The organism is Streptomyces sp. CB01249 (genome assembly GCF_001905735.1).
In the GTDB taxonomy this organism is placed as follows: domain Bacteria; phylum Actinomycetota; class Actinomycetes; order Streptomycetales; family Streptomycetaceae; genus Streptomyces.
The window spans coordinates 337,584-360,127 of record NZ_LISW01000004.1 but is presented as its reverse complement, the minus strand read 5'-3'; the positions used below and the strand labels follow the sequence as shown (position 1 = coordinate 360,127).

Annotated in this window: 17 protein-coding genes; 12 read left to right on the top strand and 5 right to left on the bottom strand. The window is 73.2% G+C overall.

Features of this window, described 5'->3' with window-relative positions; all coding sequences use genetic code 11:
• Positions 1–2 precede the first annotated feature (2 nt).
• Positions 3–755 (bottom strand): AraC family transcriptional regulator, encoded by a 753-nt coding sequence (locus tag AMK18_RS21235; protein WP_073863940.1) that lies wholly within the window; start codon positions 753–755, stop codon positions 3–5.
• Between the two features lie 77 nt (positions 756–832).
• Here AMK18_RS21235 and AMK18_RS21230 point away from each other — a divergent pair, with 77 nt between their 5' ends.
• From AMK18_RS21230 to AMK18_RS21205, 6 genes are all read left to right on the top strand, one after another.
• Positions 833–2,041 (top strand): MFS transporter, encoded by a 1,209-nt coding sequence (locus AMK18_RS21230; RefSeq protein WP_073863939.1) that lies wholly within the window; start codon positions 833–835, stop codon positions 2,039–2,041.
• An 82-nt stretch (positions 2,042–2,123) separates the two neighbouring features.
• Positions 2,124–2,609, top strand: a complete 486-nt coding sequence (locus AMK18_RS21225) for a peroxiredoxin family protein (RefSeq protein WP_073863938.1) — start codon at positions 2,124–2,126, stop codon at positions 2,607–2,609.
• 108 nt (positions 2,610–2,717) lie between these two features.
• Entirely contained in the window at positions 2,718–3,227 is a 510-nt protein-coding gene (locus AMK18_RS21220) for a hypothetical protein (RefSeq protein ID WP_018102025.1), read from the top strand.
• 69 nt (positions 3,228–3,296) lie between these two features.
• The gene (locus tag AMK18_RS21215) at positions 3,297–4,739 is read left to right on the top strand and encodes a flotillin family protein (protein WP_026171380.1); all 1,443 of its coding nucleotides are present in this window, start codon (positions 3,297–3,299) and stop codon (positions 4,737–4,739) included.
• A gap of 194 nt (positions 4,740–4,933) precedes the next feature.
• Positions 4,934–5,404: a cation:proton antiporter regulatory subunit gene (locus AMK18_RS21210; RefSeq protein WP_018102023.1), complete on the top strand. Its 471-nt coding sequence runs from the start codon at positions 4,934–4,936 to the stop codon at positions 5,402–5,404.
• Positions 5,405–5,406: 2 nt separating this feature from the next.
• Positions 5,407–6,645: a cation:proton antiporter gene (locus AMK18_RS21205; protein WP_018102022.1), complete on the top strand. Its 1,239-nt coding sequence runs from the start codon at positions 5,407–5,409 to the stop codon at positions 6,643–6,645.
• Positions 6,646–6,709: 64 nt separating this feature from the next.
• Here the strand turns inward: AMK18_RS21205 and AMK18_RS21200 are convergent, their stop codons facing one another.
• The gene (locus AMK18_RS21200) at positions 6,710–7,255 is read right to left on the bottom strand and encodes a MarR family winged helix-turn-helix transcriptional regulator (protein ID WP_018102021.1); all 546 of its coding nucleotides are present in this window, start codon (positions 7,253–7,255) and stop codon (positions 6,710–6,712) included.
• Between the two features lie 131 nt (positions 7,256–7,386).
• Between AMK18_RS21200 and AMK18_RS21195 the strand changes: the two genes are divergently transcribed.
• On the top strand, positions 7,387–7,899 hold the full coding sequence (locus tag AMK18_RS21195) for a nitroreductase family deazaflavin-dependent oxidoreductase (protein WP_018102020.1): 513 nt from the start codon (positions 7,387–7,389) through the stop codon (positions 7,897–7,899).
• Between the two features lie 4 nt (positions 7,900–7,903).
• On the opposite strand, the gene AMK18_RS21190 is transcribed toward AMK18_RS21195, so the two are convergent.
• Positions 7,904–9,400 (bottom strand): MFS transporter, encoded by a 1,497-nt coding sequence (locus tag AMK18_RS21190; protein ID WP_202534897.1) that lies wholly within the window; start codon positions 9,398–9,400, stop codon positions 7,904–7,906.
• A 100-nt stretch (positions 9,401–9,500) separates the two neighbouring features.
• Positions 9,501–10,586: a PucR family transcriptional regulator gene (locus tag AMK18_RS21185; protein ID WP_073863937.1), complete on the bottom strand. Its 1,086-nt coding sequence runs from the start codon at positions 10,584–10,586 to the stop codon at positions 9,501–9,503.
• A 306-nt stretch (positions 10,587–10,892) separates the two neighbouring features.
• Here AMK18_RS21185 and AMK18_RS21180 point away from each other — a divergent pair, with 306 nt between their 5' ends.
• The 4 genes from AMK18_RS21180 to AMK18_RS21165 all read left to right on the top strand — a co-directional run bounded on the left by AMK18_RS21180 (position 10,893) and on the right by AMK18_RS21165 (position 20,800).
• Positions 10,893–11,537 (top strand): hypothetical protein, encoded by a 645-nt coding sequence (locus AMK18_RS21180; protein ID WP_073863936.1) that lies wholly within the window; start codon positions 10,893–10,895, stop codon positions 11,535–11,537.
• 117 nt (positions 11,538–11,654) lie between these two features.
• A complete protein-coding gene (locus AMK18_RS21175) occupies positions 11,655–13,769 on the top strand; it encodes a flotillin family protein (protein WP_073863935.1) in 2,115 nt (704 codons plus the stop codon).
• Between the two features lie 176 nt (positions 13,770–13,945).
• Positions 13,946–18,832: a DNA repair ATPase gene (locus AMK18_RS21170; protein WP_073863934.1), complete on the top strand. Its 4,887-nt coding sequence runs from the start codon at positions 13,946–13,948 to the stop codon at positions 18,830–18,832.
• A 30-nt stretch (positions 18,833–18,862) separates the two neighbouring features.
• Positions 18,863–20,800 (top strand): NAD-binding protein, encoded by a 1,938-nt coding sequence (locus AMK18_RS21165; RefSeq protein ID WP_018102014.1) that lies wholly within the window; start codon positions 18,863–18,865, stop codon positions 20,798–20,800.
• A gap of 78 nt (positions 20,801–20,878) precedes the next feature.
• Here AMK18_RS21165 and AMK18_RS21160 read toward each other — a convergent pair whose 3' ends face one another.
• A complete protein-coding gene (locus AMK18_RS21160) occupies positions 20,879–21,277 on the bottom strand; it encodes a VOC family protein (protein WP_073863933.1) in 399 nt (132 codons plus the stop codon).
• Between the two features lie 185 nt (positions 21,278–21,462).
• Here AMK18_RS21160 and AMK18_RS21155 point away from each other — a divergent pair, with 185 nt between their 5' ends.
• On the top strand, positions 21,463–22,542 hold the full coding sequence (locus AMK18_RS21155) for an LLM class flavin-dependent oxidoreductase (RefSeq protein ID WP_073863932.1): 1,080 nt from the start codon (positions 21,463–21,465) through the stop codon (positions 22,540–22,542).
• The last annotated feature ends 2 nt before the right edge of the window (positions 22,543–22,544 follow it).

Below are 22,544 nucleotides of genomic sequence, written 5' to 3'. Positions count from 1 at the left end.
CGCTAGCTCGTGCTTGCCGCGTACGAGCCGGGAGTGGTGCCGAAGGCGTGGCGGAAGGACTGGATGAAGGCGCTGGGGCCGCTGTAGCCGCAGGCCACCGCCACCGAGGTGACCGAGCCGCCCGAGGCGAGCAGGGTCAGCGCGTGGTGCAGGCGGAGCTGGGTACGCCACTGCGGGAACGACATCCCGGTCTCCACGCGGAAGAGCCGGCTCAGGGTGCGGGGCGCCGCGCCGACGGCCGCGCCCAGCTCGGTGAGGGTCCGCCCGTCCGCCGGGTCGTCCCGGAGGATGCGGGCGATGTCGCGCAGCCGGGCGTCGGCCGGGGTGGGCAGGCAGACGCCGAGCGGTTCGACCCGGCGCAGCTGGTCGAGCGCCACGCGCTCCAGGTTGCGCCGGCGGCGCGCATCGCCGGTGAGCTCGGTGTCGTCGGTCAGGCAGGCCACGACCTCGCGCAGCAGCGGGGTGACGGCGAGGACGGTCGGCCGGTCGAGCCGGAGCGGATTGTCGGCCGGGGCGAAGCTGAGCGCCCGCAGCTCGGTCGGCCCGTACGCGAGGTGCGCGTGGACGACGCCCGCCGGAATCCAGACCGCCCGGTGCGGGGGCACGGCCCAGACACCGAGCGGGGTGGCGACTTCGAGCACCCCGCGCGAGGGGCAGACCAGCTGGTGCTCCAGGTGGTGGTGGCTCTCGATGCGCTCCTGGTGCGCGAGCGGAACCCGGGCGGGGCCGTGCAGAGTGCGGCCGGTTGGCGACATAACCAGGCAGATTATCGCTAGCCCGCTGCCCGGGCCGCCCGGAATCCTCGAAGGGACCTTCGAGGAGGAGCACCTTCATGACCACCGACAACGCCGCGCAGGCCGGGGCCCCGCCCGCCGACGCCGCGCCCGCCGGGGCTGCCGCGCCCGTCTCCGCCTGGCGGCGGATGCGGATGTGGGGCGCCGCGCACGCCGTGGACGACCTCTATCAGGGCCTCGTGCCCGCCTGCGTCCCGTACTTCGTGCTCGACCGGGGCTACAGCTATGTCGCCGCCTCCGGGCTGACCCTCGCGGCCGCCCTCGGCAGCTCGGTACCGCAGCCGTTCATCGGCGTCGCGGTGGACCGCTACCGGCTGCCCCGGCTGGCGCCCGCCGGGCTCGCCGTCGCGGGGATCGGGCTCGGCCTGTCCGGGCTGGTCCGGCCGTACGCCGCCGTCTGGCTGCTGATCCTGCTCTCCGGGCTCGGCGTGGCGATGTTCCACCCGGCGGCGGGCAAGGCGGCCCGGGAGGCGGCGGGCGACAGCGCGTCCGCGATGAGCGTCTTCGCGGCGGGCGGCAGCGTCGGCTTCTTCCTGGCCCCGGTGCTCGCGACCCCGGCGCTCGTCGCGATGGGGGTCGGGGCGACGGCGCTGTTCATCCCGCCCGCCGTCCTGATGGCGTTCGTCCTGCTCCGGCACCGCCCGGCCGCCGCCCCCGCGCGCAGGGCCGGACGGGCGGGGCGGGACCGGTGGCGGCCGTTCTTCTTCCTCACCGGGATCGAGGTGGTGCGCTCGGTGGCGTTCTTCGGCGCGATCACCTTCATCGAGCTGTTCTGGATCCGCCACCTCCACTCGGGCCGGGGCGTCGCCGGGGTCGCGCTCGCCTGCTTCCTGGTCGGCGGGGTCGCCGGCACGCTGCTCGGCGGCCGGATCGCGGACCGCGTCGGCATGGTCCGTACGGTGCAGCTGGGCGGTCTCGCCGCCGTGCCGGCCCTGGTCGCGCTGCGGCTGACCCCGGGCACCCTGCTGCCGCTGGTCTTCGCGGTCCTGGCGGGGCTGGCGCTCAACGTGCCGTTCGCCGTCCTGGTGAAGCTGGGTCAGGACTACCTGCCGGGGCGCCCGGGCACGGCGGCCGGGGTCACACTGGGCCTCGCCGTCAGCGTCGGAGGGCTGATCGCCCCGGCGCTGGGCGCGGCGGCGCAGGCGTACGGGCCGCAGGGCGTGTTCACGATCCTGTGCGCCATCCCCGTACTGGCCGTACTCCTCGGGCTGTTCCTCACCGAACCGGAACCGTCCCCGGGTGGCTGACCGTCCCCTGTGACGGAGGCATGCTGTACGCGACACGGGCGGCACCACCGCCGCCCGGGCGCAGCACACCGAAGGGCACGCCATGGGATCGTCACCGCAACTGGGATCGGCCGTACCGGACTTCACGCTTCCGGGTGGCGTGCTCGCCGGGGACGCCTTCGAGCGGCGCGACTACACGCTCTCGGAGGCACGCGGCCGGGCCCTGGTCCTCGCCTTCTACCCGGGCGACAACACCACCGTGTGCACGAAGCAGTTGTGCGCGTACTCCTCGGGCATGGAGACCTTCGAGAAGCTGGACGCGGAGGTGTGGGGGATCAGTCCCCAGGGTGTGGACAGCCACGAGTCTTTCGCCCGCGCCCAGGGGCTGCGCATGCCGCTGCTGGCGGACCCGGGCCGGGAGACCGCCCGGGCCTTCGGCGTCGCGGCGCCCGGGATCGGGGTGCGGCGCGCCGTCTTCCTGATCGACGCGGAGGGGGTGCTGCGGTGGAAGCACGTGGCACTGCTGGGGGCGACGTTCCAGTCCCTGGACACCCTGTCCGACCAATTGTCCGGCATCAAGAACGCGTAAAAGGTTGCCGGGTTCCGGCAATGTCGTCCGGGGGGTGCGTATGGGATCATCCAGCCAGTTCGACGGAAAAGCAGCACATGGATCAACGGGGCCGGGAGGGGTGATCGGATGACCTTGTTTCTCGGTCTCGGCATCGCGGGGGTCGCCCTGCTCGCCCTGTCGCTGGTCTTCGACGGGATCCTGGAGGGCCTTTTCGGAGGTCTGCTCGAGGGCCTGTTCGGCGGGCTCGTCTCCCTTCCGGTGATCGCGGGCTTCCTGTCGATGCTCGGCTTCGGCGGCGCCATCGTGCTGGGCACGACCGGCGCGGGCACCCTCGTCGCCACCGTGGCGGGGGTCGCGGCCGGAGTGGCCGCCGCCCTGCTGACCTGGAAGTTCAGCCGCGCCCTGATGCGGGACCAGACGGACTCGACCCCGCGCGGCGAGGACCTGGTCGGCACGTCGGGTTCGGTGGTCACCGCGATCCCGGCCGACGGCTACGGCGAGGTCCTGCTCCGCCTCGGCGGCCACCTCGTGAAGCTGTCCGCGAGGAGCACGGTGCCCGTCGCGCGCGGCGCCGAGGTCTGGGTCGAGGCGTCGCTCTCCAGCACTTCGGTGTCGGTCCGTCCCGTCGAACGCTGACCGGTACGCCCGGCACCATCACCGCTCGTCTCACGACTGCCCCCGTCAGGAGGCAGAGGGGGAAACCGCATGAGTCCCGTAATGATCGCGATCGTCGGAGTCGTCGTACTCCTCTTCCTGCTCGCCCTCGCCGTGATCACCCGTTACAAGGTGGCCGGCCCCAGCCAGGCGTTCATCATCACCGGCCGCCGCGGCAAGAAGTCCGTCGACCCGGTGACCGGCCGGACCAGCATCGACAACAGCGGCCAGAAGGTCGTCGTCGGCGGCGGCGTCTTCGTCGTGCCGTTCGTCCAGCAGAAGTTCACCCTGGACCTGTCCAGCCGGCACATCCCGGTCGCCGTGCGCGGCGCCGTCACCCTGCGCGGCGTCAAGGCCCACCTCGAAGGCGTCGCGATCGTCAAGGTCGGCGGCAGCGAGGACTCCATCCGGGCCGCCGCCCAGCGCTTCCTGCGCCAGCAGGACGGCATCGTCGGCTTCACCCAGGAAGTGCTCTCCGGCGCGCTGCGCGCCATCGTCGGCCGGATGTCCGTCGAGGACATCATCCGCGACCGCGCCGCCTTCGCGAGCCAGGTGGCGGAGGAGGCCGAGGCCAGCCTGTCCGGCCAGGGCCTGATCCTGGACGCCTTCCAGATCCAGGACATCACCACCGAGGGCTCCTACCTGGAGGACCTGGGCCGCCCCGAGGCCGCCCGCGCCAAGCAGGAGGCCGACATCGCGGAGGCCATCGCCCGCCGCGCCTCGGAGCAGGCCCGCCTGAAGGCCGCCGAGGAGATCGCCATCGCCGAGCGGACCTTCTACCTGAAGCAGGCCGAGATCAAGGCGGAGACCGAGGCGGCCGCCGCCCAGGCCGACGCCGCGGGCCCGCTCGCCGAGGCCGCCCGCCGCCAGGAGATCCTGACCGAGCAGGAGAAGGTCGCCGAGCGCCAGGCCGCCCTGACCGACCGCGAGCTCGACACCAAGGTCCGCAAGCCCGCCGACGCCGCCCGCTACCAGGCCGAGCAGGAGGCGGAGGCCCGCCGCATCGCCCAGGTCAAGGAGGCCGAGGCGGCCGCCGAGCGCGCCCGGCTCACCGGTGAGGGCGAGAAGCTGCACCGCTCCGCGCTCGCCGAGGCGGTGCGCATCGAGGGTGAGGCGGAGGCCGCCGCCATCGCGGCGCGCGGTTCCGCCGAGGCCGAGGCCATGCAGAAGAAGGCCGACGCCTTCGCGCAGTACGGCGACGCGGCCGTGCTCCAGATGCTCGTCGAGGTGCTGCCCCAGGTCGTCGCCAAGGCCGCCGAGCCGATGAGCGCGATCGACAAGATGACCGTGATCTCCACGGACGGGGCGAGCCAGCTGTCCCGTACGGTCACGGACAACGTCGCCCAGGGCATGGAACTGCTCAGCTCCACCACCGGGGTCGACCTGGCCGCGCTGCTCCAGAACCTCAAGGGCGCGGTGCCGAAGCCGGCCGCCGCCGAGCCGGTCCCGGCGGCCTCGCCGGAGAAGAACGGGAAGATCGAGATCGGCGACTGATCCCCCGTACGAACAGACCCGCGTGCCCGGCCGGTTGCGCAACCGGCCGGGCATTCGTGTGCCGGGTCCGTGGCGCAACGGGCCGGTGGCCGGAAGTCGCCCCTCGGGGGTGCCGCATACCTCCGGATAAGGTAATGCGGGTCTAAAGAGATCACCAAGTGCCTCGCGCGTACCGCGCTCCTCGGGAGGAAGCCATGGGAACCCACCGCACCACGCTGCCCGGAGTCGGCGTCCAGTACGACTACACGACCGAGTCGGGGCAGCACATCTCCGTGGTGGTCCACCACGACGGGCGGCGGTTCATCGGCTTCTACGACCAGGACGACCCTGATTCGTGCCGGCTCTCCGTTCCCCTGACTCCACAGGAGGCGACGGGGCTCGCGCACCTCATCGACGCGGCGCCCATCGACGCCGTACGGACCGAGGGCATCGACCTGGTCACCGAGCACATCCCGCTCGGCACCCGCTCGCCGTACGGCGGCCGGCTGCTCGGCGACACCAAGGCGCGGACCCGGACCGGCGCCTCGATCGTGGCGGTGCTGCGCACCCACAGCGCGCACCCGTCACCCGGGCCGGACTTCCGGCTGGCCATCGGCGACACGCTCATCGCCGTCGGAACACGCGAGGGCGTCGACACGCTCTCCGAGATCATCGCGGAGGGCTGACCGTGCACGACACGACCGCACTGCTCATGGAGCTCGGCTCCGTCATCCTGGGACTCGGCATCATCGGGCGGTTCGCCGGCCGGATAGGACTCTCGCCGATCCCCCTCTACCTGCTGGCCGGACTGGCCTTCGGCGACGGCGGACTGCTGCCGCTCGGGGCCAGCGAGGAGTTCACCGCCGTCGGCGCCGAGATCGGCGTCATCCTGCTGCTCCTCCTGCTCGGCCTCGAGTACAGCGCGTCCGAGCTGGTCACCAGCCTGAAGACGCAGTACCCGTCCGGGGCCGTGGACTTCGTGCTCAACGCGACCCCGGGCGCGGTCGCCGCGCTGCTGCTCGGCTGGGGCCCGGTCGGGGCCGTCGCGCTCGCCGGGGTCACCTGGATCTCCTCGTCCGGCGTGATCGCGAAGGTCCTCGCGGACCTGGGACGCCTCGGTAACCGGGAGACACCGGTCATCCTCGGGGTGCTGGTCATCGAGGACCTGTCGATGGCGGTCTACCTGCCGCTGCTCACCGCGATGCTCGCGGGCGTCGGCCTCGCGGGGGGCAGCGTCGCCCTGCTGATCGCGCTCGGCACGGTCGGCCTGGTGCTCTACCTGGCGCTGCGGCACGGCCGCCTCATCAGCCGCGCGGTCTCCTCCGACAATCCGGAGATGCTGCTGCTCGTCGTGCTCGGGCTGACCGTCCTGGTCGCCGGAGTGGCCCAGCAGCTCCAGGTCTCGGCCGCCGTCGGCGCGTTCCTCGTCGGCATCGCGCTCTCCGGCGAGGTCGCGGAGGGCGCGCGCAAGCTGCTGACGCCGCTGCGGGACCTGTTCGCCGCCGTCTTCTTCGTGTTCTTCGGGCTCTCCACCAACCCGGCCGAGATTCCGCCGGTGCTGCTCCCGGCCGCGCTGCTCGCGATCGTCACCGTCTTCACGAAGATCGGGACCGGCTGGTACGCGGCCCGGCGCGCCGGGATCGGACCGCGCGGCCGCTGGCGGGCGGGCGGCACGCTCGTCGCGCGCGGCGAGTTCTCCATCGTGATCGCGGGCCTGGCCGTGGCGACCGAGCCCCGCATCGGCCCCATCGCCACCGCGTACGTCCTGATCCTGGTCATCGTCGGCCCGCTCACCGCGCGCTGGACCCAGCCGGTGGTCGAGCGCGTCCAGAAGTGGCGCGGCAAGGACGCGGCTCCGGCGCCGGTCGCGGCGAGCGGTGAAGCGGTCCCGGCGGCCCGGGAAGAGGTCTCGGCGTCGACCGAGTGACCGCGAGGAGTCGGGGTGCGGGCGGCGGGTCCGGTGGCGGTGCGCGCCCCGGCCGCCGGGCGCCTCAGGCCCCCGTCGGCAGGTCCGGCGTCCAGCCCAGCGGGTAGGCGTCGGGGCCCTCGGCGGGGGCCGCCGCCTCGCCGCCCGCGTCGGTGAACGCCCGCAGCGCGTCGATCAGCGCGGCGCGCTGCGCGGGCGCGATGCGCTCCACGATCGAGGCGACCTCGCGGCGGCGCCCGGCCGTGACCTCCTCGACCAGGCGGTGGCCCTCGGGCGTCACCCGCAGCACCGTCTCGCGGCGGTTGGCCGGGTTGACCTGACGCTCCGCGAGGCCCGCCGCGATCAGCCGGTCGAGCATCCGCATCGCGGTCGAGGGGTTCACACCGAGGCGCTCGGCGAGGGTGACGAGCTTGGCCTCCCCGTGCGTGGAGAGCACCACGAGCAGCCGGAACTGGGGCAGCGTCACCCGGTCCTCGACCGCCGCGAGCGACCGGGCGGACACCGCGACCAGCAGTCTCGACGCGGTCAGCACCGCGCGCGTCACCGCGTCGACGTCGTCCCGGTCCGGTGCGGTCGGGGGGTCATCGGGTGCCTGTCCGTGCGCGGCCATGCCCCTTTTTACCGCGCCCGCCCGGCTTACTCGAACCGGCGGTCATCCGATACGCAAACGCCACCCAACCGGTACCGGACCGACAGCGGCGACCGCTGGCACCGACCTTTGGATTGTGCAACGTTTGCATAGTGACGCACGAATCCGCGGCTACCCCCGCTCCCCGGCGCCCGGACCCGCCGACCGGCTGGCGGCGCACCGCCTTCCGGCTTCCCGTCCACCTGTTCCGCATGGGGCTCGGGCCGCTCTTCGGGGGCCGGCTGCTGCTGCTCGTCCACACCGGCCGCGTCTCGGGCCTCCCCCGCCGGACGGCCGTCGAGGTCGTGGAGGCGGGCACCCACGAGGGCCGGGCCTGCTGGACCGTCGCCTCGGGCTTCGGCCCCGGCGCCGACTGGTTCCGCAACCTGGAGCGCACCCCGCACGCCACGGTCCAGGTCGGCCGCCGCTTCCACGCGGTCACCGCGCAGGTGCTGACCGCCGAGGAGGGCGGCGAGCTGATGGCGCGGTACGCACCCCGCCACCCCAGGGTCGCCCGCCGGCTCTGCGCGTACATGGGCTTCGAGGTGGACGGCGGTACGGAGGACTACCGGCGGGTGGGCGAGTCGATCCCGTTCGTCCGGCTCACGGAGGGCGCGCGGCGCTGATCCCTCACGCCCGCGCCGGTTCCTCCACGAGGTGCGGGCGGGGTGCGCCGGGCCGGTAGAGGAACAGGGTGACGACGAGCCCGAGGGCGAAGAAGCCCGCGGACCACCAGTAGGCGGTGGAGTAGCTCTCCAGCTGGGCCTGGGCGACGACGGGCGGGGTCGGCCTGCGGCCCACCAGGTAGTTCGCGGCGGCGGTGGTCGCGAGGGTGTTCAGCAGGGCCGTGCCGATGGAGCCGCCGACCTGCTGGCTGGTGTTGACCATCGCCGAGGCCACCCCGGCGTCCCGCGGACCGACCCCCGCGGTGGCCAGGTTCATCGCCGTGGCGAAGACGGCGCCGAGGCCGATGCCCAGGCAGAGCAGCGGCGGCAGCACATGGGCGGCGTAGCTGCTGTTCAGGTCCAGGGCCGTCATCCACACCATCGCGGCGGCCGCGATGCCCATCCCGGTCGGGACGATCGGTTTCGCGCCGAACCGCAGCAGCAGCACATTCGTCGTCGTCACCGACGAGGCGATCATGCAGGCGACCATCGGGATGAAGGCGAGCCCGGTGGAAACCGGCGAATAGCCGAGGCCCTTCTGCAAGTAGTACGTGAGGAAGAGGAAGACGCCGAACATCCCGCCGCCGGAGATGAACATCGCGAGGAACGACGCCGCCCGGTCCCGGTCCAGCACCACCCGCATCGGCAGCAGCGGATGCGCCGCCCTGGTCTGCCACCATGCGAACGCCGCCACCAGCACCGCGCCCGCCACCAGGAACCCCCAGGTCAGCGGCGAACTCCAGGCGTGCGACTCGGCCTCCGAGAAGCCGTAGACGATGCAGAAGAGGCCGGCCGAGACCAGCAGCGTCCCCGGGATGTCGAGCCGGGGCCGGTCCGTAGGCGCCCCCGCGGTCAGCAGCCGCCAGCCACCGACGAAGGCCAGGAACGCGAAGAGCAGGTTGACGTAGAGGCACCAGCGCCAGTCCAGGTACTCGGTGAGCACTCCGCCGAGCAGCAGCCCCACCGCACCGCCCGCCCCCGCGATGGCGCCGTAGATCCCGAACGCCTTGGCCCGCTCCTTGGGCACCGTGAACGTCGTGGTGAGCAGCGACAGCGCCGCCGGGGCGAGCAGCGCGCCGAACACGCCCTGGAGGGCGCGGGCCAGGACCAGCACCTCGAAGCTCGGGGCGGCACCGCCGATCGCGGAGGCGACCGCGAAGCCGACGAGGCCGGTCAGGAAGACCACCCGGCGGCCCACCAGGTCGGCGATGCGTCCGCCGAGCAGCAGCAGCGAGCCGAAGGCGAGGGCGTACGCCGTGACGATCCACTGCCGGTTGCCGTCGCTGAAGCCGAGGTCCTGCTGGGCGGAGGGCAGCGCGATGTTCACGATCGTCGCGTCGAGCACCACCATCAGCTGGGCGAGCCCGATGACCCCGAGCACCCACCAGCGGTGCGCCGGGTGGTCCTCGCGGGGGTTCGCCCTGCGGGTTCCTGCTTCTCGGGGACCTGCTTCACGGGCCATGGGGCGGATCTCCCTCGCTGCGCACACCGCCGGAATCCCCCGGATGATCACGCTAGGCGGAGCCCGCCGCTCCCGCATGTGGAGCGAGGCCCTGTCGGGCTCAGAGGTCTTTGGCGGGCCAGTCGAGGAGGCGGGCGCCGATCACCGCGGTCTGGAGCGTGTAGCGGTGCTGGGGGTCCGCCGGGTCGGAGCCGGTCAGCTGGTGGATGCGTTCCAGTCGGTACGTGAGGGCCCGGACGCTCAGCGAGAGGCGGCGGGCGGTCTCGGCGGCGACACAGCCCGCGTCGAAGTACACCGACAGCGTCTTGAGGAGCGGTTCGGCGCCGCCCCTGGCCTTCTGGAGCGGGCCGAGCTCACTGCGTACGAGATCGGCCATGGCCTGCCGGTCCCGGGTCAGCACCGGGTAGACCAGCAGGTCGGCGGCGAACAGCACGGGGTCGTCCAGGTCCATCCGGTCCGCCAGGTCCAGCGCGTCGAGCGCCTCGTCGTACGACTGGACGACGCCGCCGGGGCCCCGGTGGGCGCGGCCGACGGCGACCCGGCCGCCGTCCGTCGCCGCGTGCGCCTGCTTCGCGAAGTAGCGCAGGACGTCGGGCTGGCTGCCGGGCGCGACGCACACCATGCGGCCGTCCTTCGTGGTGAGCAGGATCTTGCGCCCGCCGAACCGGGCCAGCATCGCCGACTCCACGTGCCGGGGCACCGCCTCCGTCTCGGTGTACGCCTCCGGGCCCGTCGCGACCGCCACGGCGTGGGCGCGCGAGAGGCGCAGCCCGAAACGGGTGGCCCGCTCGGCGAGCCGGCCGAGATCGCTGCGCCCGTACAGCAGGTCGTCGATGAACTCCCGTCTGGCGGCCTCCTCGCGGCGCACGGTGAGGCGCTGGGCGCGCTCGAAGCCGTCCGCGAAGGCGTCGACCGCCTGCTCCATGGCGGCCAGCACGCTGTCCGTGGCTGCGGCCGTGGCGGCCGGAGTCGCGCCGGGGGCGGGGGCGGGCCAGGCGGCGCGGGTCTCGGCGAGATGCATGCGGACCAGGGCGCGGAGCTGGTGGCCGGCTTCGGCGGCCTCCCTGCCCAGGGCGCGGCGGGAGTCCAGCTCCTCGCGGGTGAGCCGCCGGCCCGAGACGGCCACCTCCCCCAGTATCCGTGCGTAACCCTCCAGAAAACTGTCGGGAATCACCGGTTCCGCCACGCGTCCGCCTCCGTTTCCATTCCGTACCGTCACCAGCCCAACGCACGGGAGGCGGTGCCGGTGCCCGGCATCGGGGGGCGGCGAACGTTGCCGTGTTCCGGCAATGCGATCGGGCCGCCCAGGATGACACGATCCTGTCAGCACCAACCGGGGGACCAACGGGGGAAACACGGGGGTGCACGGGGGATCGGGGGAAGACCCGGCCGCCGTGGTGTCGTCGAGGGTGACACCGCGGCGCCGTGGTCCCCGACCGGTCCGCGCAGGCGTCGGCGACACCGCCGACGGAACGGCAGGGGGTCGGTACCGATGCGGGAATTCCTGGACGCGACACTGTCCTTCCCGGCCGTACTCTTCGCCGCCGCGCTGGTCGTCGTCATCGCCTTCTGGCTGCTCGTCCTGGTCGGCGCGGCCGACCACCACTCCTTCGACGCCGACCTGGACACCGATCTCGCGGGCGTCGGAGGCGTCCCGGTCACCGTCTCGGTGTCCCTGATGATCGCCGTCGGCTGGTTCTCCGCCCTGACCGGTTCGGTCCTGGTGCACCGCTCGGGCGCCATCGGGCCGCTGCGCGCCGTGCTGTCCTGCGCGGTGCTCGCCGGGGCGCTGCTGCTCGCCTGGGGCGCGGTGCGGCTGCTCGTCCACCACTTCCGGCGCGTCTTCCCGGACCAGCCTCCGCCATCGCGCCAGGACTTCCTGGGCCGCGTCTGCACGATCCGTACCGGCTCGGTCTCCACGGACTTCGGCCAGGCCGAGGTCACCGCCGACGACGGGACCACTGCCACCGTCCAGGTGCGCCAACTGGAGCCCGTCGACGCGGAGCTGACCTCCGGCTGCGCCGGACTGCTGTACGCGTACGACGAGGCCGGGGAGTTCTTCTGGGTCTCGGCCTACGACAAGGCGCTCGACCCGGGTCCGCCGCACGGCCGTACGGCCTCCGGCCCCGCCGTCTGAGCCACCGCTCCCACTCGGCGCGGTGTGCCCGTCCGGGCTGCCCGGACGCCGTGTGCCGCCGCGCCGTGTTTCACGTGAAACCGCTCATTTCCGCACCACCTGCCGCCAAGGACTGTCATGGATGCCATCTCCTTGGGCCTCGGCCTGCTCGTCGCCGTGGTCCTCCTCATCGCCGTAGCCGTTCTGCTGATCATCACCCGGCTCTTCCGCAAGGTGGAGCAGGGCAAGGCCCTGATCATCTCCAAGACCAAGAAGGTCGACGTGACCTTCACCGGTGCCGTCGTCCTGCCGGTGCTGCACAAGGCCGAGTCCATGGACATCTCGGTCAAGACCATCGAGATCCGGCGCACCGGGCGTGAGGGCCTGATCTGCCAGGACAACATCCGCGCCGACATCCACATCACGTTCTTCGTGCGGGTCAACAAGACCGTCGAGGACGTCAAGAAGGTCGCCCAGTCCATCGGCACCGTGCGCGCCAGCGACAAGGCCGCCATCCAGGAGTTCTTCGCCGCGAAGTTCTCCGAGGCGCTGAAGACCGTCGGCAAGCAGCTGGACTTCGTGGACCTGTACACGAAGCGCGAGGAGTTCCGCGACCGGATCATCCGGGTCATCGGTACCGACCTGAACGGCTACCACCTGGACGACGCGGCGATCGACTTCCTGGAGCAGACCCCGATGGCGCAGCTCGACGGCGCCAACATCCTGGACGCCCAGGGCATCCGGAAGATCACCGAGCTGACCGCGATCGAGCACGTCCGCACCAATGAGTTCCAGCGCACCGAGCAGAAGGAGATCACCCGACAGGACGTCGACGCCCGGGAGACCATCCTGGAGCTGGAGCGCCGGCAGGCCGAGGCGGAGATCAAGCAGCGCCGCGAGGTCGAGACGCTGCGGGCCCGCGAGGAGGCGGCGACCGCCCGGGTCCAGGAGGAGGAACGCCTGGGGGCTCAGGCCGCGTTCATCAAGACCGAGGAGCAGCTGGGCATCCAGCGGGAGAACCAGGCCCGGGAGATCGCCGTCGCGCAGAAGAACCGCGAGCGGGTCATCGCCGTGGAGAACGAGCGCATCGAGAAGGACCGGATGCTGGAGGTCATCGGGCGCGAGCGCGAGACCGAGCTGAACCGCATCGCCGCGACGAAGGAGGTCGAGGCGGAGCGCCGCGAGGTCGCCGACGTCATCCGCGAGCGCATCGCGGTGGACCGTACGGTCGCCGAGCAGGAGGAGTCCATCAAGACGCTGCGGTCCGTCGAGGAGTCCGAGCGCACCCGTAAGTCGGTCATCATCGCCGCCGAGGCGGAGGCGCAGGAGCGGCTGGTCAAGGACATCAAGGCGGCCGAGGCGGCGGAGGCCGCGGCCACCCACCGGGCGGCGGAGCAGCTGACGCTCGCCGAGGCCCGGCTGAAGACCGCCGATCTCGACGCACAGGCCAAGCTGCGGCTCGCCGAGGGCATCCAGGCGGAGTCGGCGGCGCCCGGCCTCGCGGACGTCCAGGTGCGGGACGCGGCGGCGGAGGTGATCGAGAAGACGGGGCTCGCCGAGGCCGAGGCCACGTCCGCGCGGCTCAAGGCGGAGGCCGAGGGTGCCCGCCTCAAGGCCCTCGCGGACGCGGAGGGTACGCAGGCGCAGGCGTCGGCCGACGCGGCGATGATCGGCGAGAAGCTGAAGGCGGAGGCCGCGGGCCTCACGGAGAAGGCGGCCGCGATGGCGGCGCTGGACGACGCGTCGCGGGGTCACGAAGAGTACCGGCTGCGGCTGGCCGCCGAGAAGGAGATCCGGCTCGCCGGTCTGGACGTGCAGCGGCAGGTCGCCGAGGCGCAGGCGACGGTCCTGGCCACGGGCCTGGAGAACGCGGACATCGACATCGTCGGCGGCGAGTCGGTCTTCTTCGACCGGCTGGTCTCGTCCATCTCGATGGGCAAGAGCCTGGACGGCTTCGTGGACAACTCCGACACGGCGAAGGCGCTTGCCGGTCCGTGGCTGAACGGCGAGTCCTCGTTCACGGAGGACCTGACACGGGTGCTGTCCTCGGTCTCCACGGGTGACATCCAGAACCTGACGGTGTCGGCGCTGCTCATGCGGATGATGGCCGCGCCGGGGGCCGGGGTCGGTGCGGACCAGGTCCGCGCACTGCTGGACCACGCGCGCTCGCTGGGGCTCGCGGATGTCCCGGTCAGCGGTCTGGTCCCGGCGGGCCTGAACGGCACGCCGGTGCCTGAGGGGTCCGCGGCCTGACCGCCCCACCGAGCCCCGCCCGTCCTCAACCGCCGGACGGGCTGGGGTGGGGCCGGGCGGGGTTTTCAAGCCCCCGCCCGGCGGTCACTTCCAGTCCACCCGGCGACCTCCCAAGCCCGTCCGGCGATTGAGGACACCGCCGCAAGCCGCACCGCACCGCAAGGAGACCGCATCCCATGGACACCGTGACCGCCCCCGCCGCCGGGGACTACGACGTCCTGCGGCGCCGCCTCCGGACGCACGCCACCGAGCTCGCCCGCAGGGCCACCGCCCTCAACGCCCGCCGCACCGAGGCGTTCGGCGCCACCGGCCTCCAGCTGCTCGGCAGCGAGCAGATCCGGACGCACCGCCCCTCCACCCCCCGCGACCTCGTCGCACTCGGCGGCGAGCTGCTGTTCGGCTTCGAGCGCGGCCCGGGCGCGCAGGACTCACCCGCCGTGGACGACGTGCTCGCCCTGTACGCCGCCGACCTCACCCCCGGCACCGGCACCCCGCTCACCGATGCCTCCTTCGTCCGCGAATTCGACGGCCTGCACCGCTACTTCCGCGCCGCCCGCCTGCTGCGGCTGCGCCGGACCGAGGGCCGCCTGCTGGCGGTCTTCCGTACCGGCGACACCGCGAAGGACATCCGGGTCCTGCGCTGGGCGCTCAACCCCGACGGCTCCCCCGGCGCGTTCCTCGACGCGCGCGGCGAGCGCGACCACGTCTTCCCGCCGTCGCACGACTTCACCTGGACCACCGCGGGCCGCGAGGCCCACGTCGCGGGCCGCCACCCGCACATCGCCCTCGGCTGCGAGGCCGAGCTGTACGTGGACACGCTGGGCGGCACGCTCACCGTGAAGACCGTCAACGACACGGAGACCCCGGAGGGGATCTACGAGGAGCCGGTCACCGAACCCCTCCAGTCGCTCGCGGACGCCGAGGTCGAGTACGCGGAGCTGGGCCCGCTCGTGCTGCTGCGGGTCCGCCCGTACAAGGAGGAGGCGCGGCGGTACCTCGTCTTCAACGCGCTGCTCGGGACCGTCACCCGCCTCGACGGCATCGGCCCGGCCTGCCAGCGGCTCCCGGAGGACCAGGGGATCATCTTCCCCGGCGGCTTCTATCTGACGACCGGCGAGGCCCGGACCTTCGACATCGCGCAGCCGCTCACCGACCCGGTCTTCGAGGAGGCGGTCCGCTCCCCGAACGGCGAGGACGTGCTGTACGTCTTCCGGTCCCGCCAGGACGGCCGCAGCCTGCTGCTTCCGTACAACGTCATCCGCCAGGAGGTGGCGACCCCGCTCCAGGGCCGGGGCCACGCGCTGCTGGACGACGGCACGCTCGTCGTGCTGCGCGACCCGGTGGAGGGCGGCGAGGGCGGCGCTGCGCGCGTCCATCCGTTGCAGCGCTGGCAGACGCCGTACGTCTCCGACACGTACGCCGCGTCCCGCCCGGCGGGCGAAGGCCCCCTGGCCCGGGTCGGCAACGCCGACCTCGTGCGCGGGATCTCCGACTGCCTGGCCCTCGCGCACGCCGCGTCCGAGACGACGCCGACGGCCGCCGTGTACGACCGGCTGGTCGCCGACTGCGTCCGGGCGGGGGACCGCTACCACTGGCTGGACGACACCGAACTCGGCGGGCTCGCGGAGCCCTTGGGCGAGCTGCGGGAGACCGCGCGCCAGGTCGTCGCGGAGTTCGAGGCGGTCCAGGCCCTCACCCGGCAGGCCGCCGACGCGCTCGCCGAGACCGCCGAACGCATCACCACCCTGGTCCGCCGGGTACGCGGCGAGGCCCCGCGCACCGCCGCCGAGTGGGTCGACCGCCTCACCGAGCTGCGCGGCGCGCACGGCCACCTGGCGACCCTCGCCGAGATGCGGTACGCGGACACCGAGCGCATCGCGGAGCTCACCGCCACCACCGCCGAGGACATCGAGGCGGCCGCCCGCCGCGCGGTCGCCTTCCTGGCCAGGGACGACGCGTTCGCCGGGTACCACGAGGACATCGCCCGCCTCACCGAGGAGGCCGCCGAGCTCGCCACGGTCACCGACGCCGCCGCACTCGGGGACCGGCTGGCCGCCATGACGGACGGCCTGAGCACCGTCACGGACGTCGTCGCCGGTCTGGACATCGGCGACGGGGTGGTCCGTACGTCGATCCTGGAACGCATCGCGGAGGTCCTGGGCGCCGTCAACCGGGCCCGCGCCACGCTCGACGCCCGCCGCCGCGCCCTGGCGGACCACGAGGGCCGGGCCGAGTTCGCCGCCGAGTCCGCGCTGCTCGGGCAGGCCGTCACGGCCGCGCTGGCCGCCGCCGACACACCGGAGTCCTGCGACGAGCAGCTGGCGAGGCTGCTGCTCCAGCTGGAGAACCTGGAGGCGCGGTTCGCGGAGTACGACGACTTCCTGGCGGAGCTGGGCGAGCGCCGGACGGAGGTGTACGAGGCGTTCTCGGCCCGCCGGCAGGGCCTCCAGGACGAGCTGGCCCGCCGCACCGAACGCCTCGCGGACTCCGCGGCGCGCGTTCTGGAGACGGTCGCCCGGCGCAGCGCCGCGCTGCCCGACGCGGACGCCGTCCACACCTACTTCGCCTCCGACCCGATGGTCGCCAAGGTCCGCCGGACCGCCGAGGAGCTGCGGGCGCTCGGTGACACCGTGCGCGCGGAGGAGCTGGACGGGCAGCTGCTCGCCGCCCGCCAGGAGGCGGGCCGGGCGCTGCGCGACCGGGACGAGCTGTACGCGGACGGCGGGTCCGTGATCCGCCTCGGCCGGCACCGGTTCGCGGTGAACACCCAGCCGTTCGAGCTGACCCTCGTGCCGCAGGACGGCACGCTCGCGTTCGCCGTCACCGGGACCGACTACCGGATGCCGGTGACCGACCCGGAGTTCGCCGCGACCCGCCCGTACTGGGACCAGACGCTGCCCTCCGAGTCCCCGGCGGTCTACCGGGGCGAGCATCTGGCGGCCCGCCTCCTCGACGAGCACGGCGCGGACCGGCTGGCCTCCCTGGACGACGGCGAACTCGCGACGCTCGTACGGGAATCGGCCGCCGCCGCGTACGACGAGGGCTACCAGCGCGGGGTCCACGACGAGGACGCGACCGCGATCCTGGCCGCGCTGCTGCGGCTGCACGCGGGCGCCGGGCTGCTGCGCTTCCCGGCCGCCGTCCGGGCCGCCGCCCAGCTGTTCTGGGCCCATGGGACGGACGAGGCCCGCCGCACCTCCTGGACGCGCCGCGCCCGCTCGCTGGCCCGCGCCCGGGAGACCTTCGGGCTCGCCCCGGCGGTCGCCGCGCTCCAGGAGGAGTGGGCGTCGGTGATCGGCGGCGAGCGCCCCCGGACGGTCGCCGCGTACCTCTTCGAGGAGCTGACCGGCGGGCCCGAGGGCTTCGCGACGGGCGCCTCCGTCCGCGCGTTCCTCGACAAGTTCCGCCACGCCACCGGCACCTCCGCGTACGACGACGACCTCACCGCCCTCGCGGACGACCTGCCCGCCCGGCGCCAGCTCGTGGAGGGCTGGCTCACCTCGTACGCCGAGGCGAGCGGTACGGACCTCGACCCGGGCGACCTCGCGGAGGCCGTCGCCGTGGAGCTGTGCCCCGAGGGCCTGCTCGGCCGTTACGAGGCGGACGCGCCGCTCACCGAGACCGTCGACGGGCTCCTCGGCGTCCACCCGCGCATCGAGCGCGGCCGGCTCACCGTCCGCATCGACGAACTCCTCGCCCGGACCGAGGAGTTCCGTACCGAGGTCGTCCCCGGATTCCGCGCCTACCAGCGCCGCCGCACCGCCCTGGTCGCCGCCGAGCGGACCCGGCTGCGGCTCGACGACCACCGGCCGCGCGTGATGTCGGCGTTCGTCCGCAACCAGCTGCTAGACGAGGTCTATCTGCCGCTCATCGGGGACAGCCTCGCCAAGCAGCTCTCCACCTCCGACGCCGACCGCCGCACCGACTCGCAGGGCCTGCTGCTGCTCGTATCGCCGCCCGGCTACGGCAAGACGACGCTCATGGAGTACGTCGCCGACCGGCTCGGGCTCGTCCTCGTCAAGATCAGCGGCCCGAACCTGGGCCACGACGTGACCTCGCTCGACCCCGCGCAGGCGGGCAGCGCCACCGCGCGCCAGGAGATCGAGAAGATCAACTTCGCGCTCGAGGCGGGCAACAACACGCTGCTCTACCTGGACGACATCCAGCACACCTCGCCGGAACTCCTCCAGAAGTTCATCCCGCTCTGCGACGCCACGCGCCGCATCGAGGGCGTACGGGACGGTGAGCCGCGCACGTACGACCTGCGGGGCAAGCGGTTCGCGGTGTGCATGGCAGGCAACCCGTACACCGAGTCCGGGGCGCGCTTCCAGGTGCCCGACATGCTCGCCAACCGGGCGGACGTGTGGAACCTGGGCGAGGTGCTGTCCGGCCGCGAGGACACCTTCGCGCTGAGCTTCGTGGAGAACGCGCTGACCGCCAACCCGGTCCTCGCCCCGCTCGCCGGCCGCTCCCGCGACGACCTGGCGCTGCTGCTGCGGCTCGCCGCCGAGGACCCCACGGCGCGTCCGGAACAGCTCGAACACCCCTACGCGCCCGCCGAGGTGGAGCGGATCACCGCCGTGCTGCGGCATCTGCTGCGGGCCCGGGACACGGTGCTCGCGGTCAACGCCGCGTACATCGCGTCCGCCGCGCAGACCGACGCCACCCGCACCGAACCGCCGTTCCGGCTCCAGGGTTCGTACCGCAACATGAACCGGATCGCGGAGCGGATCGCACCCGTGATGAACGACGCCGAGCTGTCCGCCGTCGTGGCCGACCACTACGCGGGCGAGGCACAGACCCTCACCAGCGGCGCCGAGGCCGCGCTCCTGAAGCTCGCCGCGCTGCGGGGCACGCTCACACCCGCGCAGGCCGAGCGGTGGGCGGCGCTCTGTTCCTCGTACGTCCGCACCCAGGCGCTCGGCGGGCCCGAGGGCGATCCGATGACCCGCGCGGTGGCCGCGCTGGGGCTGCTCGCGGACCGGATCGCGGCCGTCGAGACGGCGATCGGGCGCGCCGCCGACCCGCGCCATCTGCTGGCGAGACACCCCGAAGACCGCTGACCGTCCTCGATCAACGGAACGGAGCAAGGCATGCTGGGACACGTGTCCTCATTCCCCCAGCAACCCCAACCCTCCCCGTTCTCCGGCCACATGGTCGTCTGCGGGGACGACGCGCTCGCCCAGCGGCTCGCCGTGGAGCTGCGTTACGTGTACGGGGAACGGGTCACCCTCGTCGTGCCGCCCGAGCCGGGCACGGTCAGGCCGGACGAGCCGCTGAGCGGGCGCGGGCGGGCCGCCGCGCTGTTCGGGCGGATGGCGTCCGCGATGAACCGCAACGGCGGTGGGCTGCCGCACGGTTCGGACGGGGACTCCCTCGCGGGCGTCGAGCCGGTGCGCATCCTCCAGGCGGCCGAGCCGTCCGACGAGTCGCTGGCGGAGGCGGGCATCGCCCGGGCCTCGGCGGTCGCCCTCGTCTACGACGACGACGAGCGCAACATCCGGGCCGCGCTGACCGCGCGTCGGCTCAACCCCCGTGTGCGGCTGGTGATCCGGCTCTACAACCGGAAGCTGGGCCAGCATCTGGAGACCCTGCTCGACCAGGCGGCGGCCGTCGCGTCCCCCGGGCTCGACCCGGCCGCGATCGACGCCTCCACCACGGTGCTGTCCGACGCGGACACCGCCGCGCCCGCGCTCGCGGCCACCGCGCTCGCCGGGTCGACGCGGGTGATCCGGGCCGAGGGCCTGTTCCTGCGGGCCGCCGAGCGCACCCCGCCGCCGGGCGGCCAGGTCGCGAACCCGGGCCTGTGCACCCTGGCGCTGCTCTCGTCCACCACCCACGACCCGGCGGGCGCGGAGGGCTCCGACAGCAGCGGGGCGGAGGGGCCGCAGCTGCTGCCCGGGCCTGCGGAGATCGCCGCCGCGACCGGGCGCGGCACGGTCGTCCTGGAGGCCGTCACGCAGTCCGGTCCGGCCGCGCCGAAGGTCCGGATGAGCGGCCGGAGCGCGCCGCTGAGCCAGTTCTTCTCGCGGCGGCTGCGGTGGTCGGCGCTGGGCGTCGGGCTCGCGGTGCTCGGGCTCGCGGTGGCGTCCTCGTTCACGACCGGCGACCATCCGCTGCACGCGGCCTATCTCACCCTGCTCGACCTGTTCGCGATGGGCGATCCGGCGATCGGTGAGCCCACCGCCCGCCAGGTGATCCAGATCCTCTCCGGCATCGCGGGCCTGATGCTCCTGCCGCTGCTGGTGGCGGGGGTCCTGGAGGCGTTCGGCTCGCTGCGCAGCGCGTCCTCGCTGCGGCGGCCGCCGCGCGGGCTGTCCGGGCACGTGGTGCTGCTCGGGCTGGGCAAGATCGGCACCCGGGTCCTCACGCACCTGCGGGAGCTGGGCATCCCGGTCGTCTGCGTGGAGGAGGACCCGGACGCGCGGGGCATCCCCCTCGCCCGGCGGCTGCACGTGCCGGTGGTGCTCGGTGACGTCACGGACGAGGGGGTGCTCGAAGCGGCCAAGATCGGCCGCTCCCGCGGGCTCCTCGCGCTGACCAGCATCGACACGACGAACCTGGAGGCGGCGCTGTATGCCAGGTCCCTCAAGCCCAGCCTGCGGGTGACGGTCCGGCTCTTCGACGACGAGTTCGCCACGGCGGTCTACCGCACGCTGCGCACGGCGCACCCGCAGGCGATCACCCGCTCCCGCTCGGTCTCCCATCTGGCGGGCCCGTCGTTCGCGGTCGCGATGATGGGCCGGCAGATCCTGGGCGCGATCCCGGTCGAGCGCAAGGTGCTCCTGTTCGCGGCGGTGGAGGTCGGCGGCCACCCCCAGCTGGAGGGCCGCACGGTGGACCAGGCGTTCCGCGAGGGCGCGTGGCGCGTGCTGGCCCTGGACGTGGCCCCCAACGGCGCCCCCGAGGGCGCCCTCGTCTGGAACCTCCACCCCGGCTACGTACTCCGCCCCACGGACCGCGTGATCATCGCCGCCACACGCCGCGGCCTGGCGGAACTCCTGGGCCGCCGTGCGCTGACGCGTCGCTGAGGGGCGCCCCCGGACAAACCCAGCCCGTCCGGCGCTTGAGGACGGAACCCTCCGCGCCGGACCGGGGCGCGCGCTCGTCTACGGGCGCCAGCTCCGGCGGCACAGGACGACGCGGTATCCGTCCGGGTCCTCCACCGTGACCCCCCACTCGTTCCAGTACGGGTTCGGCGAGCCGACCCTCGTACCGCCGCAGACGAGCAGCCGGTCCACCAGGTCGTCCGGGACCGGCCCGTCCAGGTACAGGACGAGCAGGTCCTCCTCGGTGGGCCGGGGCTCGACCGGCCCCCGCGTGAGCTCCAGATGCCAGGAGGCACCGGGGTGCCCCACCATAAGAAGGTCATGCGTGCCCGGCTCCCGTTCCGCGGCGGCGCGGAAGAGGACCGTCAGCCCCAGCCCCTCCACCCAGAACCGCTCGGCGGCGGCGAGATCGCGGGAGGGCCGGGCGAGGCGGACATGCGTCTCGGCGGTGAATGACACGGGCGTCCCTTCGTCGGGCGGCACGCGCGGCCGCGCGCGAAGCCGCAGCGTATGAGGCGGTCCGGCCCGCGCACATCGGCCATCGGTCCTGGTCCCCGGGAAGGAATACGCCGCCCCCTCCCCCCGTTGTACGGGGCGTCCAGGTAGTTCAAGGTTCAACAAACAGTGATCAGGAGGCGGGCGCCATGCAGTTCGGGATCTTCACCGTCGGGGACGTCACCACCGACCCCACCACCGGTACGACGCCGAGCGAGCACGAGCGGATCAAGGCCACCGTCGCCATCGCGCGGAAGGCCGAGGAGGTCGGGCTCGACGTCTTCGCGACCGGTGAGCACCACAACCCGCCGTTCGTCCCCTCGTCACCGACCACCACGCTCGGCTACATCGCGGCGCAGACGAAGAACATCGTCCTGTCGACCTCGACCACGCTGATCACCACCAACGACCCGGTGAAGATCGCCGAGGACTACGCGACGCTCCAGCACCTCGCGGACGGCCGCGTGGACCTGATGATGGGGCGCGGCAACACCGGCCCGGTGTACCCGTGGTTCGGCAAGGACATCCGCCAGGGCATCCCGCTCGCCATCGAGAACTACGCCCTGCTGCACAAGCTGTGGCGGGAGGACGTCGTGGACTGGGAGGGCAAGTTCCGTACGCCGCTCCAGTCGTTCACCGCGACCCCGCGCCCCCTGGACGGCGTGCCGCCGTTCGTCTGGCACGGCTCCATCCGCTCGCCGGAGATCGCCGAGCAGGCCGCGTACTACGGCGACGGCTTCTTCCACAACAACATCTTCTGGCCCATGGAGCACACGAAGAAGATGGTGCAGCTGTACCGGCAGCGGTACGCGCACTACGGCCACGGCACCGCCGAGCAGGCGATCGTCGGCCTCGGCGGCCAGGTGTTCATGCGGAAGAACTCGCAGGACGCGGTACGCGAGTTCCGCCCGTACTTCGACAACGCGCCGGTCTACGGCCACGGGCCCTCGATGGAAGACTTCACCCGGCAGACGCCGCTGACCGTGGGCTCCCCGCAGGAAGTCATCGAGCGGACGCTGACCTTCCGCGACGCGGTCGGCGACTACCAGCGCCAGCTGTTCCTGATGGACCACGCGGGCCTGCCGCTGAAGACCGTGCTCGAGCAGCTGGACATCCTCGGCGAGGAGGTCGTCCCCGTGCTGCGCAAGGAGTTCGCCGCGCTGCGCCCGGCCGGCGTCCCCGAGACCGCGCCGCTGCACCCCGCCTACGCCGCCACGAAGGAGAGCTGACC